This is a genomic window from Mesorhizobium sp. P2_C5_2, from assembly GCF_056404535.1.
In genome coordinates, this window is sequence record NZ_JBFUDV010000003.1 from 18,334 (window position 1) to 32,972 (window position 14,639).

Annotated in this window: 14 protein-coding genes; 3 read left to right on the forward strand and 11 right to left on the reverse strand. The window is 64.8% G+C overall.

Annotation, left to right across the window (positions count from 1 at the left end; genetic code table 11):
• From AC1D1B_RS11465 to AC1D1B_RS11475, 3 genes are all read right to left on the reverse strand, one after another.
• The gene (locus AC1D1B_RS11465; protein ID WP_477332176.1) at positions 1 to 1,533 is read right to left on the reverse strand and encodes a mannitol dehydrogenase family protein; all 1,533 of its coding nucleotides are present in this window, start codon (positions 1,531 to 1,533) and stop codon (positions 1 to 3) included.
• Positions 1,530 to 2,312 (reverse strand): SDR family oxidoreductase, encoded by a 783-nt coding sequence (locus AC1D1B_RS11470; protein ID WP_477332178.1) that lies wholly within the window; start codon positions 2,310 to 2,312, stop codon positions 1,530 to 1,532. The genes AC1D1B_RS11465 and AC1D1B_RS11470 overlap by 4 nt, the downstream gene beginning before the upstream one ends.
• A 79-nt stretch (positions 2,313 to 2,391) precedes the next feature.
• Positions 2,392 to 3,279, reverse strand: a complete 888-nt coding sequence (locus AC1D1B_RS11475; RefSeq protein ID WP_477332180.1) for a MurR/RpiR family transcriptional regulator — start codon at positions 3,277 to 3,279, stop codon at positions 2,392 to 2,394.
• 288 nt (positions 3,280 to 3,567) lie between these two features.
• On the opposite strand from AC1D1B_RS11475, the gene AC1D1B_RS11480 reads away from it, so the two are divergent.
• A complete protein-coding gene (locus AC1D1B_RS11480; protein WP_477332182.1) occupies positions 3,568 to 4,752 on the forward strand; it encodes a Gfo/Idh/MocA family protein in 1,185 nt (394 codons plus the stop codon).
• 284 nt (positions 4,753 to 5,036) lie between these two features.
• Here the strand turns inward: AC1D1B_RS11480 and AC1D1B_RS11485 are convergent, their stop codons facing one another.
• Positions 5,037 to 6,461, reverse strand: coding sequence for an amidase (locus tag AC1D1B_RS11485; RefSeq protein ID WP_477332184.1), 1,425 nt, complete (start codon positions 6,459 to 6,461; stop codon positions 5,037 to 5,039).
• A gap of 77 nt (positions 6,462 to 6,538) precedes the next feature.
• Between AC1D1B_RS11485 and AC1D1B_RS11490 the strand changes: the two genes are divergently transcribed.
• Positions 6,539 to 7,315: a helix-turn-helix transcriptional regulator gene (locus AC1D1B_RS11490; protein ID WP_477332186.1), complete on the forward strand. Its 777-nt coding sequence runs from the start codon at positions 6,539 to 6,541 to the stop codon at positions 7,313 to 7,315.
• Position 7,316: 1 nt separating this feature from the next.
• Here the strand turns inward: AC1D1B_RS11490 and AC1D1B_RS11495 are convergent, their stop codons facing one another.
• Positions 7,317 to 8,648, reverse strand: coding sequence for an APC family permease (locus AC1D1B_RS11495; protein ID WP_477332188.1), 1,332 nt, complete (start codon positions 8,646 to 8,648; stop codon positions 7,317 to 7,319).
• A gap of 183 nt (positions 8,649 to 8,831) precedes the next feature.
• On the opposite strand from AC1D1B_RS11495, the gene AC1D1B_RS11500 reads away from it, so the two are divergent.
• A complete protein-coding gene (locus AC1D1B_RS11500; protein WP_477332190.1) occupies positions 8,832 to 9,281 on the forward strand; it encodes a RidA family protein in 450 nt (149 codons plus the stop codon).
• Positions 9,282 to 9,381: 100 nt separating this feature from the next.
• Here the strand turns inward: AC1D1B_RS11500 and AC1D1B_RS11505 are convergent, their stop codons facing one another.
• The 6 genes from AC1D1B_RS11505 to AC1D1B_RS11530 form a co-directional block, all read right to left on the reverse strand.
• Complete coding sequence (locus AC1D1B_RS11505) at positions 9,382 to 9,573, reverse strand: hypothetical protein (RefSeq protein WP_477332192.1); 192 nt, start codon at positions 9,571 to 9,573, stop codon at positions 9,382 to 9,384.
• A 162-nt stretch (positions 9,574 to 9,735) separates the two neighbouring features.
• Positions 9,736 to 10,635, reverse strand: a complete 900-nt coding sequence (locus AC1D1B_RS11510) for a glycosyltransferase (RefSeq protein WP_477332194.1) — start codon at positions 10,633 to 10,635, stop codon at positions 9,736 to 9,738.
• Positions 10,632 to 12,122 carry a nucleotidyltransferase family protein gene (locus AC1D1B_RS11515; protein WP_477332196.1) on the reverse strand — a complete coding sequence of 497 codons (1,491 nt, stop codon included), beginning with the start codon at positions 12,120 to 12,122 and terminating at the stop codon, positions 10,632 to 10,634. Before AC1D1B_RS11515 ends, AC1D1B_RS11510 begins: the two co-directional genes overlap by 4 nt.
• Entirely contained in the window at positions 12,119 to 12,796 is a 678-nt protein-coding gene (locus AC1D1B_RS11520; RefSeq protein ID WP_477332198.1) for a glycosyltransferase family 2 protein, read from the reverse strand. The genes AC1D1B_RS11515 and AC1D1B_RS11520 overlap by 4 nt, the downstream gene beginning before the upstream one ends.
• Positions 12,796 to 13,557, reverse strand: coding sequence for a glycosyltransferase family 2 protein (locus AC1D1B_RS11525; RefSeq protein ID WP_477332199.1), 762 nt, complete (start codon positions 13,555 to 13,557; stop codon positions 12,796 to 12,798). Before AC1D1B_RS11525 ends, AC1D1B_RS11520 begins: the two co-directional genes overlap by 1 nt.
• Positions 13,554 to 14,630 (reverse strand): phosphoenolpyruvate carboxykinase (ATP), encoded by a 1,077-nt coding sequence (locus AC1D1B_RS11530; protein WP_477332201.1) that lies wholly within the window; start codon positions 14,628 to 14,630, stop codon positions 13,554 to 13,556. Before AC1D1B_RS11530 ends, AC1D1B_RS11525 begins: the two co-directional genes overlap by 4 nt.
• Positions 14,631 to 14,639 lie beyond the last annotated feature (9 nt).

Sequence of the window (14,639 nt, forward strand, 5' to 3'; positions counted from 1 at the left end):
CTATAATGCCGATTGTTTGGATCGCTTCAACCTCGCGACCTCATCTTGCTCAAGACTGTGCCGGACCGCCGCCATCGGATCGTCCGAAAGCAGGTCGCCCAGCGCCGATATCACGGCCGCGCGGAACGTCTCGTCAGCGGCAAGGCCGGGGTCGAATATCCCGTCGATGGCAAGGATAGCTGATGCCAGCGCCTGCGCATCACGCCCGGTGGTGTCGGCGATCGCGGCGACCTTGTCGGCATAGGGATCCGACACCGGCCAGCGTTTGCCAAAGCGGTCGGAAGCCTGGATCAGATAGGCCATCCAGCCGGCCACCGGCACCGACAGCAGGCCGATGCTGGCGCCTTGGCTCAGCCGGTCGCGGATCGGGTTGAGCAGGCGCTGGACGATCTTCTGCGAACCGTCGGTGGCGATCTGGTGATTGCGGTGGCGGATCGCGGTGTTCTTCAGGCGGCCGAGACTCTTCTCGACATAGGCGAGCGGCAGGATGCCGGGCACCGGCATCAGCGTCGGCACACTCTCCTCGACCAGCATGCGCCTGATGAAGTCCGACAGCAGCGGGTCGGCCATGGCATCCGATGTGTGCTCCAGCCCGGCCAGCACGCCAAGCGTGGCAAGTGTCGTCTGGGCGCCGTTCAGCACCCGCATCTTGAGATGCTCGAAGGGCGTGACATCGTCGACGAAGGTGGCGCCAACCAGATCCCAGCGCGGCATGCGGCCGGCGAACTTTTCCTCGATCACCCACTGCCGGAACGGCTCACCGACGGCGACCGCGCCATCGCGGTAGCCGAACCAATTTTCGACGCTGTCGAGATCCTCCTGCGTTACTGCCGGCGCAATGCGGTCGACCATGGCCGAGGGGAAGGCGACATTGGCCGCGATCCAGTCGGCCAGCCCATTGTCGCGCCGTTCGGCAAAGCTGCGCACGACATTGCCGAGGATGATGCCATTGGCAGGAATGTTGTCGCAGGAGAGCAGCGTCAGCGGCCTTCCATGCGTCGCTATGCGCAGCTCCAGCGCCCGCACCAACAGACCGGGCACGCTGCGCGGCGTCTCGGGGTTGGCGAGGTCGTGGACGATGTCGGGATGGCCGAGATCGAGTTCGCCGCTCGACGGGATGTGGCAATAGCCTTTTTCCGTCACCGTCATCGTCACCAGTTCGATGTCGGGCGACACCAGCACGCCGAGCGCCGGTGCGGCACTTTCCTGGCTGTCGACCACCCTGACGATGCTGCCGATGACGCGCGCCTCGATGTGGCTGTTTTCGCGGATCAGCCTTGTATAGAGCCCGCTCTGCCGTCCGAGCGTATCGGCGAGGCTGGGCGGGCGGATGTTGATGCCGACAATGCCCCAGCGGTCGAAGCGCAGCGAGATGAGATCATCGGTGTATTCGGCCTGGTGGCAGCGGTGGAAAGCGCCGACGCCGAGATGCGCCATGCCGGGCGCCAGCATCGTGCGGTCGTAGGACGGTGTCTGCACCGATGCCGGCAAACGGTCGAGCAATTCGGGCCCGAGCGTTTCGACGGCGCTCACCGGTTCGCCCCGATCACCGCCTGCTCCTGGTCGATCACGGCGCCGGTCATCGGACCGGCGGCGTCGGAAAGAAGGAAGACGGCGAGGCTGGCGATATCGTTCGGCGTCAGCAGCCGGCCGAAAGGCTGCGCGGCGTTGGCCTTGTCGAGCCAGCCCGGGCCGTTGCCCAGCGTCTCGGCCTGCATGACGCGTTCGGCCGGCGTGTCGGTCCAGCCGACATTGATGCCGTTGACGCGGATGCGGTCGAAACGATGGGCGTTGGCGGCGTTCTTGGTCAGCGTCGCCAGCGCACCCTTGGTGGCGGAATAGACGGCGAGCTCCGGCGAACCGCAATGGGCGTTGATCGACAGGATGTTGAGAATAGCACCGCCCTGGCCGCGCTTCTTCATGTCGGCAATCGCCGCCTGCATCAGGAAGAATGGCGCGCGCGCATTGACGGCGAACAGCGACGCCCAGTCGTCGGGGCTGGCGTCGAGGAAGGAGGCGCGGTCGGTCAGACCGGCAGCGTTGACCAGCGCGTCGATACGGCCGAAGCGCTCGATGCAGGCCTGCGCCAGAAGGGCAGGGGTTGCCGGATCGGCAAGATCGGCGGCGACGAAGAGTGTTGGCGTGCCCAATTGCGAAAGTTCGGCGGCGACGGCGCCGCCCCGCGCCTTCTCGCGGCCGGTGACGAGAAGGCCGGCAGCGCCGGAGCGCGCCAGCATTTCGGCAATGGCGCGGCCAATGCCTTGCGTCGACCCGGTGACCAAAGCCACCTTGCCGTCCAGCCGGATCTCCATTCCTCCTCCCGGGAATAAAGTTTCTATTTTTAGAAATATGGAACGGCAATTCTGGATAGTCAATTGTGCCAGCGGCAGCTCATTCGCCGCGCTGTGCCGCCACCCCATGGACCAGCGCCATTCCTACAGCGAGTGACGCCGCTAGCGAGCGAAAGCCGGCAAAGTCGGATTCCACCACTTCCAGCCAGCTGTCGGACAGCGGGATCAGCGGGCTGAAGGTGCTGTCGGTGATGGTGACGATGCGCGCCTTGCGCTCATGCGCGACCGCCACCAGATCGGGCGTGATCGAATTGTAGGGGCTGAACGAGACCGCCAGCACGGCATCCCGGCCGCCGATGCAGCCGATCTGGTCGAGCGCCGAGGAGCCGACATTGTCGACCAGTACGTTGCGCACGCCTTGCTGCGACAAGGTCAGCGACAGATAGGCTGTGACAGGAAAGGCGCGCTTGGAGCCGATGACATAGATCAGCTCGGCATCCGCCAGCAGCGCCACCATCTTGTCGAAACTCTCGACATCGAAGCCGGCCTCGATGCGGCCGAGCGAGGCCTGCGACGCCCCGACCATGCCGCGCAGGAAATGCAGATTGGGCTCGGTCTCGGTGCGCGGCTCGCCGCGCCCCTCCGGCCACGATCCCTTGATGTGCTCCTTGAACAGACCCTGGAAATCGGAAAAGCCGGAATAGCCGAAGATCTGCGCAAAGCGCACCAGCGTCGAGGGCTGCACGCCTGCCTGCGCGGCCACCTGCGCGATGGTGCCGAACGCGACGTCGCTCGGATGTTGCCAGAGGAAGATCGCCACCTGGCGCAGCCGCTTGGGGAAATGCACCGTGCCCGACGACAGCACCGCGCGCAGCTCCTCATAGGTCTGCGGCTGGATGTAGCCCAACGCGGCAAGAGAGCGGCCGCGCTTGCGCGTCGCCGCCTCGTCGGTGCTGGATCGTCCGGATGCCTTGCCTGCCCCACTCATGATTTCAGGCTAGCGCGGTACGATCGTTTTACAATATGAAAATTGGAAATCGTGTTCGAAAGGGTGCGGCTTCCCAACGTCGTCATCCTAGGGCGAAGCAGGAGCGTAGCTCCGTCGCGGAGACCCTAGGATCCATGCCGTGACGGTGGTCGAGGAATGCAGCGGACGAGAAGATTCTGCACCGAAGCATCGCCTTGATGTCACGGCATGGATCCCGGGGTCTGCGCCGCGTCGCTGCGCTCCTTGCTACGCCCCAGGATGACGAAGCGACAGGTGGAGGAGTTTGAAATGGTCTACGCAACATCGGACGGATCGGCGGGCAAGCGGCTCAGGGTCGGCATGGTCGGCGGCGGCCGCAATGCCTTTATCGGCGCGGTGCATCGGCTGGCCATGCGGCTGGACGACCAGATCGTTCTGGTTGCCGGCGCGTTGTCGTCCGATCCGGAGAACGCCGCCGCTTCGGCCGCCGAAATCGGCATCGCGCCCGAGCGCAGCTATGCCGATTACCACGCCATGGCAAAGGCTGAAGCCGCGCGGCCGGACGGCATCGAGGCGGTGGTCATCGTCACCCCCAATCATCTGCATGCGCCGATCGCCACCGCCTTTCTCGAGGCCGGCATCGACGTGATCTGCGACAAGCCGCTGTCGACGACGCTGGATGAAGCGCAAGCGCTGGTGGCGTTGGCCAAGGCGAAAAAGCGTCGCTTCGTCGTCACCCTCAACAACACCGGCTACGCCATGGTCCGCCAGGCGCGCGAGATGGTGGCGGCGGGCGAACTTGGGCGCATTGTGTCGGTGCATGGCGCCTATCTCCAGGACTGGCTGACGAAGCCGATCGACGCCGAGGGCCAGAAGCAGGCGGAGTGGCGCACCGATCCGGCGCGGGCAGGGCAGTCGGCGGTGCTGGCCGATATCGGCGTGCACGCCTTCAACCTGGCTAGCTACATCTCAAGCCGCGAAGCCGAGGCGGTGTCGGCCGATCTGTTCACCGCCGTGCCGGGACGCCGGCTCGACGACAATGCGCATGTGCTGGTGCGCTGGACGGGCGGCGCGCGCGGCACCATCCTGGCCAGCCAGACTTCGCCCGGCCACTACAATGATCTGTCCGTGCGCATCTATGGCGACAAAGCCGGGCTCGAATGGTCGGGCGGCCGACCGGAGGAATTGCGCTTCTCCATCTATGGCGAGGAAACCCGCACGCTGGTGCGCGGCGGCCATGGCTCGACCGCAGAGGCCCAGCGCGTCTCGCGCATGCCGGCGGCGCATCCTGAGGGCTATATTGAGGCCTTCGCCAATTTCTACCGCGACGCCGCCGATATCATTCGCGCGCATCGGTCTGGTGGCTTGGTTGATGTGGTAAGGGCGGCGCAGGTGCCGGATGTTGTGGATGGTGCGCGCGGGGTGAAATTTGTTGCGGCGGCGGTGGAGTCGAATGCGGCGGGTGGGGCGTGGACGGTGGCGCGATTTGGGTGAGGGGGCAGCGAGCTGCTGTGGTTTGCGGCAATGGCAATTACCTACGGCGCTCCCCCACTCCGTCTCGGCTGCGCCGAGCCACCTTGCCGGGGCGAGCCACGGGTCTCGCCCGTCCTTCGGACCCCCCACATTCGTGGGGGAGAGGAAATCCCAAGCTTTTTGATGGTAGAGATACCCAAGTTTTGGATGCGGCGACCTCGGCGGTTAGCGTTTCCTCTCCCCCATGGACATGGGGGTAGAGGTGGCTCGGCGAAGCCGAGACGGAGTGGGGGGCTGGCGCTGCCCTAAGCGGTTGCCGCAGCGAACCGATCCACTCTGAGGCCGGTAACTCCCAACCGTGCCTCCACCGCTGCCGCCATAGACAGCACCTGCTCATCAGCGAAGCGCCTTCCAACAATCTGCAATCCAACCGGCAACCCATCCGCCGCCACTCCGACAGGCAATGACAACGCCGGCAGTTGCGGCAGCATGTTGAAGGGGCAGGTCAGGTCGAGCCCGTTGAAGCGGCCGTCGGGCAGCGTCGCGACATAGTCGTCGTCGGTCTCGCTCACCGGCGGCGCTGTGATGGCGCAGGTCGGGCACAGCAGGGCATCGTAGCGCTCGAATATCTGCGCCATGTCGCGCCACATCGCGGTGCGCATCAGCTCGACCCGCTTGTAGGCGGTGGCGTTCATCGCCAGGCCGCGCTCGATCATCGAGACCACCGACGGATCCATGTGGTGGCGATGGGCGGCGAGCTCATCGCCGAAGAAGGCCGACATGAAGACGCACCAGAGATCGAACCATTCGTCGTTGACGGCGCGCGTCCAGCCCATCGGCACCTCGTCGACGATGGCGCCGTCCCTACGCATCTCGGCGACAGCGCACCGGATCACGGCTTCGACCTGCGGCTCGATCTGGTAGTAGCCGAGGTCGAGCGACAGGGCGAAGCGCTTGCCTTGGAGTCCGCCCGTCCGCGCTGCCGCGCCGTCAAAGCCGATCGGCAGCGAGGTGATGTCCTCGTCGCTGCCGCCTGTGGTGGCTTCCATGAAGGCAACGGCATCACCAACGCTGCGCGCCAACGGGCCGAAATGCGAGATGTTGTCGAAGACACTGGGCAGGATGGTCATCGGGATGCGGCCGAGGCTGGGCTTCAATCCGACGACGCCGCAGAAAGCGGCGGGGATGCGCACCGAGCCGCCCATGTCGGTGCCTTCGGCGAACGGCACCACACCTGTCGCCACCGCCACGCCGGATCCGCCGGAAGAGCCGCCGCTGGTGCGCTCCGGATTCCACGGATTGCGGGTCACGCCCCAGCGCGGGCTGTTGGTGAAGGAGGAGAAAGCGAACTCCGGCGTCGTCGTCTTGCCGATCAGGATCGCGCCGGCCGCTTGCAGGCGGCGGACGCAGAGCGCCGTCTCGGTCGGTACCCAATCGCCTTTGGTCCATGAGCCCAGCGTCGTCAGGTCGCCGGCGGTCGGCGTCAGGTCCTTGGCCGCGAAGGGCACGCCATGCAGCGGCCCGGTCGGTTCGCCGCGCGCCACCGCACGGTCGGCAAGGCGGGCCGCTTCCAGCGCCTGCTCCTCGCGGATGACGGCGAAGGCATTGAGGGTTGGGCTGACCGCCCTGGCGCGGCGGATGGACTCGCCCACAATCGTCTCGGCGCTGAAAGCACCGGAGCGGATGCCGTCGGCGATCGCGATTGCGTTGAGGTCCAGCGGATGGCTCATGGCGAGGTTCTCCTTGTGCTGGTCGGGCGGACCTGTGCAATCTCGCGGATGCCGCCACTACGAGACCTGTCGTTCCGATGAAACCCGCCGCCAGAGGCTCGCCTCCGTCCTTCGATGCCTGGAATGCCGGCCTCGGTGCCGCGGCATCCGCGATCGGCGCACGCGGATTTCCCGATGCGCTGGCGGCGGCTCTGCGCCTGCTCACACCCTTCCAGATGATGAACGGGTTTCTCTATTCGCCGGCCGGCCGCGCCTTCGACCTCTACAATGAAAAGATCGTCGCCGAGCGTTCGATCATCGTCGACCGCTACCTCGCCGGCGCCTATGTGCTGGACCCGTTCTACGACGCGGTACGCGGCGATGGCACCGAGCGCATGATCGTCATGCGCGAGCTTGCGCCGGACGATTTTCTGCACACTGAATATTACCGGCGGCACTACGCAACCACCGAGATCGGCGACGAGATCGGCTTCGTGCTGAAGCTGGAGAATGGTTTTACCGGTGTGCTGTCGCTGTCGCGGACGGGTGCGGCACCGCTGTTTGCCGAAGACGAGCTGGAGCGGCTGAGATCCGCCGCGCCCATTGTCTGCGCGCTCGCGGCGCGGCACTGGTTTCATGTCCCCGGCCTTTCGCTCGACATCAAGGACGCAGCCCCGGCGGCGAGGATCGAGCATCCGCTGCTCACCCGCCGCGAGCTCGAAATCGTCACCTTGGTCCTCAAAGGCCATTCCAACCTCTCGCTCGCCGCGGTTCTGTCGCTGTCACCGAACACGGTGAAGGTGCATCGCCGCCAGATTTATTCGAAGCTCGCCATTTCAAGTCAGGCAGAACTGTTCCGGCTGTTTCTCAATTAGTCTATTCGGCGAAATCCATTTCCGGCGGCGCGACCTGGAAGAAGCGGGTGAGGTAGGCGAGATAGGCGACGCCGACGGCAAGCCAGACAAGGCCGAGTACCTTGGCGTGCTCGTCCAGGTTCCACAGCAGGAAGAGGTCGCAGACTGCCGCCAGCGCCGGGACGATCAGCCCGATCAGCATGCCGAGCGGGCGCACCTGCTGGTCGCGCTTGAGGTAGAGCGCGATCACCGAGACGTTGACGGCGGTGAAGGCAAGGAAGGCGCCGAAATTGATGAAGGAGGTCGAGGTGGTGACGTCCATGGTCAGCGCCGCAAGGCCGATGGCGCCAACCAGGATCAGGTTGAGGACCGGGGTATGCCATTTCGGGTGCAGATTGCCGAAGAACGAGACCGGCAGCACGGTGTCGCGGCCCATGGCGTAGAGCAGCCGGCCGACACTCGCTTGTGCTGCAAGGCCGGAGGTGAACTGCGCCACGACCAGCGTCGCCAGAAAGATGGTGACGAATAAGTCGCCGCCGATCGCCTTGGCGATTTCGGTGGCGGCGGCGTCGACCGAGACGAAGTCGGCGCCCGGATGGGCAAGCTGGGTGATGTAGGCCGAGGCGATGAAGATCAGGCCGCCGGCCAGCGCGATGATCAGGATCGCCTTCGGCATGATGCGGCGGGCGTCCCTGGTCTCCTCGGTCAGCGTCGACACGGCGTCGAAACCGAGGAACGAATAGGCGGCAATCGCGGCACCGGCGACCGAGGCCGAGAACGGCACGCCTTCCCTAAAGAAGGGCGTAACGGAGACCAGGCCGCCGGGGCCGTTCAGCGCCACGACATAGCGAGCGGCCAGCACCAGGAAGGCGACGAGCACGCCGAGCTGCACCAGCATCAGGATGAAGTTGATGCGGTTGGCGAAGGCGATGCCGACGACGTTGATGACGGTCGTCACCGCGATGAAGCCGACGATCCACACCCAGGCCGGAACCGCAGGGAAAGCCGAGGTGAGATAGGCGGCGCCGATCAGCCAGATCACCATCGGCAGGAAGAAATAATCGAGCAGCACCGCCCAGCCGACGAGGAAGCCGATGCTGGGGCTTATCGAGCGGCGGGCATAGGTGTAGGCCGAGCCGGCAACGGGATAGACGCGCGCCATGACGCCGTAGCTGATGGCAGTGAGCAGGATGGCCGCGGCCGCCACGAGATAGGCCATGGCGGTGGTGCCCTGGCTTGCCGCGGCAAGCGCGCCGAAGGTGCCGAAGACGATCATCGGCGTCATGTAGGCCAGGCCGAAAAGCACGACGGACCAGAGTCCGAGCGCGCGGTCGAGTTTGACAGTGTCTTGCATTGTTCCGCCTCCGGGAAGCTTGTGTCCGATGCTTTTTCCGGAGGCTGCCAGAAGAGCAGGCGTCCCGGTCGCATTTCTCGAAGTTGAGGCGGAGCATGACTTAGCCGGCGCAGCGCGGCCATAACCCCAAGGGATTATGCGAACTCGCCCCGCGCCGTCAGTCCGTAACTCGTGGAAGCGCGGATGGCGGCAGCGTTGCCAGGCCTGCATGCGGCGGATACCTTCGCGCCTGCTCGAAGGAGGGACCCTTCCATGTCCATTGAAATCATCCGAACAGCCGAAGCACCAAAGGCGCCGCCCACCTACAGCCAGGCCGTGAAGGCCGCCGGGCTGATCTTTGTATCGGGGACAGGTCCCTATGATCCGCTGACGGGAGCGATTGTTGGCGCCACGATCCAGGAACAGACCGGGCAGTGCCTGAAGAACATCTCGGCCATTCTCGTCGCTGCCGGGTCATCGCTTTCCCAGATCGTCAGCGCGACGGTCATCGTGCTTGAAGAGGCCGACTTCGCCGGCATGAACGAAGAATGGGTCAAATGGTTTCCCGAAAACCCGCCGGCGCGACAAGGAGCGAAACTGCCCGTGCGTATCCCCGGATTGCGAGTTTCCATCGCTGTGATCGCGGCTGCGTAGACAAGAGCGTTGGCGACTGTGCTGGAAGTCACCGGGAACGAGGTGGCGTTCATCCGGTGAAACGAGAGAGGCCGTCAAGGCATCTAGGGCTGGGTAGCGCCTACAGCCGCTTGAAGTCCGAAAGTCCTAGCCGTATCCGCTGGCCTTCCGCAAAGGCGAGCGCGAACGATTCCAGATCGAATGAGCGGGTAATTTCCTGGTCTGCCTCAACGACGCGGACGAACCATTCGCCGCAGGCTTCGACCACTTCAATGCAAGGCGAGACCTTGCCGTTCGACGTCACGCTATCCATCGCAGCCTCCCTACGAAAGCAATGGCAACGTCGATTTTTATAAGTCCGCCGAAATCGGTCTTTCAATAAAAAAGATGGTACGGAATCGTACATATATGCTGGCCTGCTGAGGACCATACTCCTTTTACTTTGGTGAGCGGATTGGGAAATCTGGGCTCCGGGCTACCCCTGCGGGCGCAGTGCGTCGGGATTGAATTCGATGTAGCGCTGGACGTCTTCCAGCGTGGTGGCTGGGTCGCCGCTGAACTTGGTCTGCGGGTACATCGATTGTCCGGGATGCACGGTGCGGACATAGGCGGGTTTTTTGTCGGCGATGATGGTCGGCGCGCTGCGATAGGCGTCGAAGTGCGGCCCGACTTCGTAGACCGAACGGAACTTCGTCCCCGGCGCGACGATGTAGGCGAAGCCCATGGCGATCATCGGAATCCAGAACTGCCTCAGGAGCAGGATCCCGGCGTCGTCGAAACCGGCGAAGTAGCCATTGGGATGGGTTATGATGTGGCCGTGGAATGCCGGCCGCACATAGGCCGACAAGCGGCTCAGGAAATCGCGCGACAGGGCGTCGTCATCGTCGATGCGCAGATGTGCGTGCGACGCATCGGGACCAACGTCAGGATATTCCATCGCGCCGATGGGAACCGGCACGATCCGCGCCCAGTCGTAAGGCACTAGCGTCGCTTCGAGAGCCTTTAGATGCGGCGGCGGAAGCCCTTCCGAGACGTAGACGACCAGCTCGCGGCGTCCGCGCAGCATCGGCAGATCCTGGGTGAGCAGCGACGGCAACAGGATGGTGGAGAAGAACGTCAGGCGTTGCTGCAGCCTGTCGCCGTCGAAGAGCCAGGCCAGATGGTCTTGCGGACTGAGCTTGCGCTTCACCACCCAACCCTCCTTGCCGCCAAGGAAATGCACGCTGTAGCGGACGCTCAGCACGATCCTGGCGTCAGCATCCGGAAGCATGGGCCCATGTCGCCACAGCATCACGCTGCTGTAGAGGCCGATCCAGCGGATCCGGAGCCGGCGCCGGTAGGTGTAATATCTGGCTCTCAGCTTCCAGAGCTTCACGGTTCGCTCCGCAGGCTTTGCGGCAGGGCCTGCCCCGCCTGCTCTCTGGCGAGTTCGAGGGCAATACTCGAAAACGGCAGCGCGTCGTGGCGCGCCTTCCTTGCCGGACCGCCATCACCGCGAACGAGCCTGGCCGGGCGCGACATCAAGATCAGTTCGGTCTCGCCGGGCCGGATGTCGATCTCGCCGTCAATGACCAGCGTGATCGGCTGGGCCGCCCTTGTCCATTTGCGGTAGCGGATGCGGCAGATATGGCGCGTAGCAGTGTTGAGCTCGAATTCGATCCGTCGGCGCACCGGCGGCACGGCGAGCCGCAGTACGGCGTGGAAATGCACTGGTCCGGCGCCAAGCTTTGGGGGTATCGCGATGCGTTGCTCGACGGTCGGAGGCGAAGGGTTGCCATCGCTTGCCGCGACGCTGCGGACCGCCAAGAGCCGATCCGGCGCGCGCGGCATTTCCTGGCCGGCGGCGCGTTTGCGCAGCAGCCGTGCTACGCCCTGCAGTGCCTTCGTGGCAATGCCGGCACCATCCCTCGGCCGCGCCTCAGCTGAAGCCAGCAGGTAGGAGAGCGGCCGCGCCATGGCCGCTTCCGACAGCGCAGTCATGACCTGCGCGGGGACGGGAAGCCCGGCTTCGGCGTTGAGGTAGGCAAGTGCGAACAGCGCGGGCGCCTGCAACCGGCGGGATACGACGATCGTGTCGAAACGCTGCCAGTCGAGGCCATGGCGCGACAGGATCGCCGCGGCGTCGACGAGCCAGTCGCTGCGTGTCTGCCCGGCAATGCCGCCATCGGCAATGGCCAGCGCAAGGCCGTCTTCCGCTGAAGGCAGCCACAAGGCGAGCGTCCCAAGCGAGGCCGGCCGTGCGCGTTCGCGCAAGTCTGCGTCGTCGCCGATACCACCCTGGCCGGGAGCGAAAGGCCGGTTGTGGAGAAGGATGTCGCCGAGTTCGCCCTTGGAAAGCCTGACGCCGCGCATCGATGGCAGATGCTCGCGCACATAAAGCGGGCTGACGCTCTGGACGGGCATCCAGCCGCGACGGAGCAGACTGTCGAAGGCCGTTTGGATCTCGCTGGGATGAACCAGGATGTCGATGTCGCCCGCAATGCGCGTGTCAGCATCGCTCGTCTCGGCAAGGCGCGCGGCCTCCCTTATCAGCAGCGGTCTTACGCCGGCGTCGGCCATGGCCGACAGCGCCGGTATGATCTCGCGCAGCGCCATTTGCGAGCGGGTCCACAGCATCCGGCGCAGCCCAACCAGCCTTGGATAGGCCGCATGTCCGCTCAGGCGAGGCCCGAAACGCGTGGCGATTTCAAAGAGCAGGCGATGGTCGCGGGCCGGGGCGATGTCGATGTCGTTGGCCCGCAGCCAGGCATCGGCATGCGCGAAAGCGATGGTGTCGTCGGCATGGATCGCGGCCTTGATCAGCCGGTCATGCCAGCCGGTCGGGAAGGCGCGGCTGGGCGCCGGAAGCAGGGACGGTCTCACCCAGGCAGCTTTCCGGCGCGGCTGCGCAAGATCCGCTGGCGCGCAATATGGAGATAGCCCTTGTCCTTGAGCAGGTCGCGTCCGTAGGAAAGGCTCGTCGAGCTCACGCGCCGTCGAACCAGCACTTGCGCCAGCATGTCGAGGCGAAATCCAGCCTCGCGGGCGCGTGCCAACCAGTCGACCATGTCGCCGCGATTTCCCGGTGGGTCGATGATCGGCCCGATCCGGTCGAACACATGGCGCCTGATGACCATGGTGGAGCGGAGCCAACCCGGCTGAATGCGCCCTGAAAGCGAACTCTCGCCGAAGAGTTCCAGGTTCGAAAAGACACCGTCAGTCGCCGCCTGCGCGGACAGCAGCGACAGTTGCTGCTCCATCTTGTGCGGAAGCCAGACATCGTCGGCGTCGAGCGTTGCGATCAGCGCGTGCCGGCTTTCGCTCATGCCGCGCGTGGTCGCCGCGCCAGGGCCTGCATTGTCCTGCCTGATGACGCGCACCAGCCTGTGCGCCTGCGAGGCGAGAGCTGCGGTGTCGTCCGTCGACCCATCGTCGACCACCAGGATTTCCGCCGGCAGAACCGTTTGCGCGAGCACCGACGCGACCGCCTCGCCGATCGTCGCCGAAGCATTGTGGGCCGGGATGACCACGCTGTAGGGTTCGAGCGAGCCGCTCATCAGTCGACCTCGAAGTGGACGTTTTTCAGGGCCTGCATGTTGAACAGATGCTCGGGAATGCGTGCATCAGGATTGCCGCGCCGACGGATGATGGACCGGCGCAAGGCATGGATGAGGAACTTGATGACGGCTTCCTTGTCCCGCGTCATGTTGCCGGCGTGTTGCCGGTAATAGAGCGTGTTGGTTTCCGTCAGTCTGTAGGGCACCCCGGTTTCAAAGGCGCGCAGCAGGAAATCCGTGTCTTCGCCTTGCGGCAGGCTTTCGTCGAAGAAGCCGATCCGATCGACCAGCGATTTGCGGAAAATAGCCGCACCGACATGGATGCTGCGGATGATGGCGCTGTTTGCATCCGTCGCCGGCATCAGCGTCTCGGGATCGATCCTGTCGATCATCGTCATCTGGCCATAGGTGAGCCCGATCTCGGGCGCCGCATCGAATTCCGCCAGGTCGGCGGCCAGCCGGCCGGTGGTCGAAACGTCGTCGGAATCGAGGAAGGTGACGAAATCGCAATCCGGCGGCAGCTGCCGCAATCCGACATTGCGCGCCTTGGAGACGCCCTGGTTTTCGGTCCGCACGATCCTGATGCAAGGGTGACGTTCGGCAAGGCCGCGCACGATGTCCGGTCCGTCATCGCTCGACCCGTCATCGACGACGATGATGTCGAGATCGCAGTCGGTCTGTTGGGCGAGCAGCGAGCGAAGCGCCGCGTCGATGAAGGCCTCCCGGTTGTAGAGCGGCAGGATGATCGAGACCTTGCTCACGGCAGCGCGTCCAGAAAATCGCCGATGACCCGCGATGCGTCCCCTGGCTGGCTGCCAAGCGCCAGGCCGAAACAGGGCAGGGAGCGAACCAGCGCGGCGAAGCGCGCAACGCCGCTGTCGCGCTCGCCAGGCATCTGGAACAGTCCGGATGGCGCCAATGCGAGCATTGCCTTGGCCTGCGAGATCGACGTCAGCCTTGTATGCTGCGTTCCGGCGATATGAGGCACCAGCAGGGCTCTTATGCTGAGCGACGGCGTCATCCGCACGCCCAAATCTTCGCTGAAGAATTCATACTTGCCCTGCCAGTTCTCGTTGCGCCCAACGCCGATGGTCTCGAAAAGCCCGAGGCGGCGAAGCCCGTTGGCATTCTGCTTGAGCGTGCGGAACACCGGACGTGCGGTTGGAAACCCTTCTGTCGGTTCGAGCAAGACATAGTCGTCGCCGACGGACTGCAGCCCGTGCATCATGCCATCGACGACGGTACCGGACTTGCCCGATCCGCCGTGGCCGATGAGCAGCGCGCCCTTGCCGTTGCGGCCGAGCGTGCCGGCATGGGTGAGCCGCATGCCACGGGCGCTGTAGAACCAGTGCAGGAAAACACGCAGTGGCGAGCCGGGCTCCCAGGGCGCATAGGCTTGCGCCGACGGCATCCACAGAAGGCCGATGTTCCGGCTGAGATCGAAGATGTGCCAGGATTTGCGGTCGTGATCGAATTCGGCCCGAAACGAGCTGCCCTCCAGCGCTTTCTCGAAGCGGCGCGAGTGGAATTCTTCCGGACCCCAAAGCGGCGGCGTCATCAATCCATCGACGCCGGTCGAGGTGACAAGGATGCGGCAAGCTTCATGCCGGCCGGTTTCGTTGCCGTTCTGCCAGAGACGCTCGCTGGCCAGCGCGACATAGCCCGGATCTTGCGAGTAGAGCGAAACGTCGACACCGTGCAACGAAAGCCGCGCGGCCGGCGCCATCCGCTGCATGACCTTTTCTGCCTGCTCGATGGCCGAGGCGGCGAACGGCAGCAGATTGCGCAGCGTTATGCCGTCATCGATGGTCGAGGCGGGCGCAGCCAGCGTCATGGGCTGGAC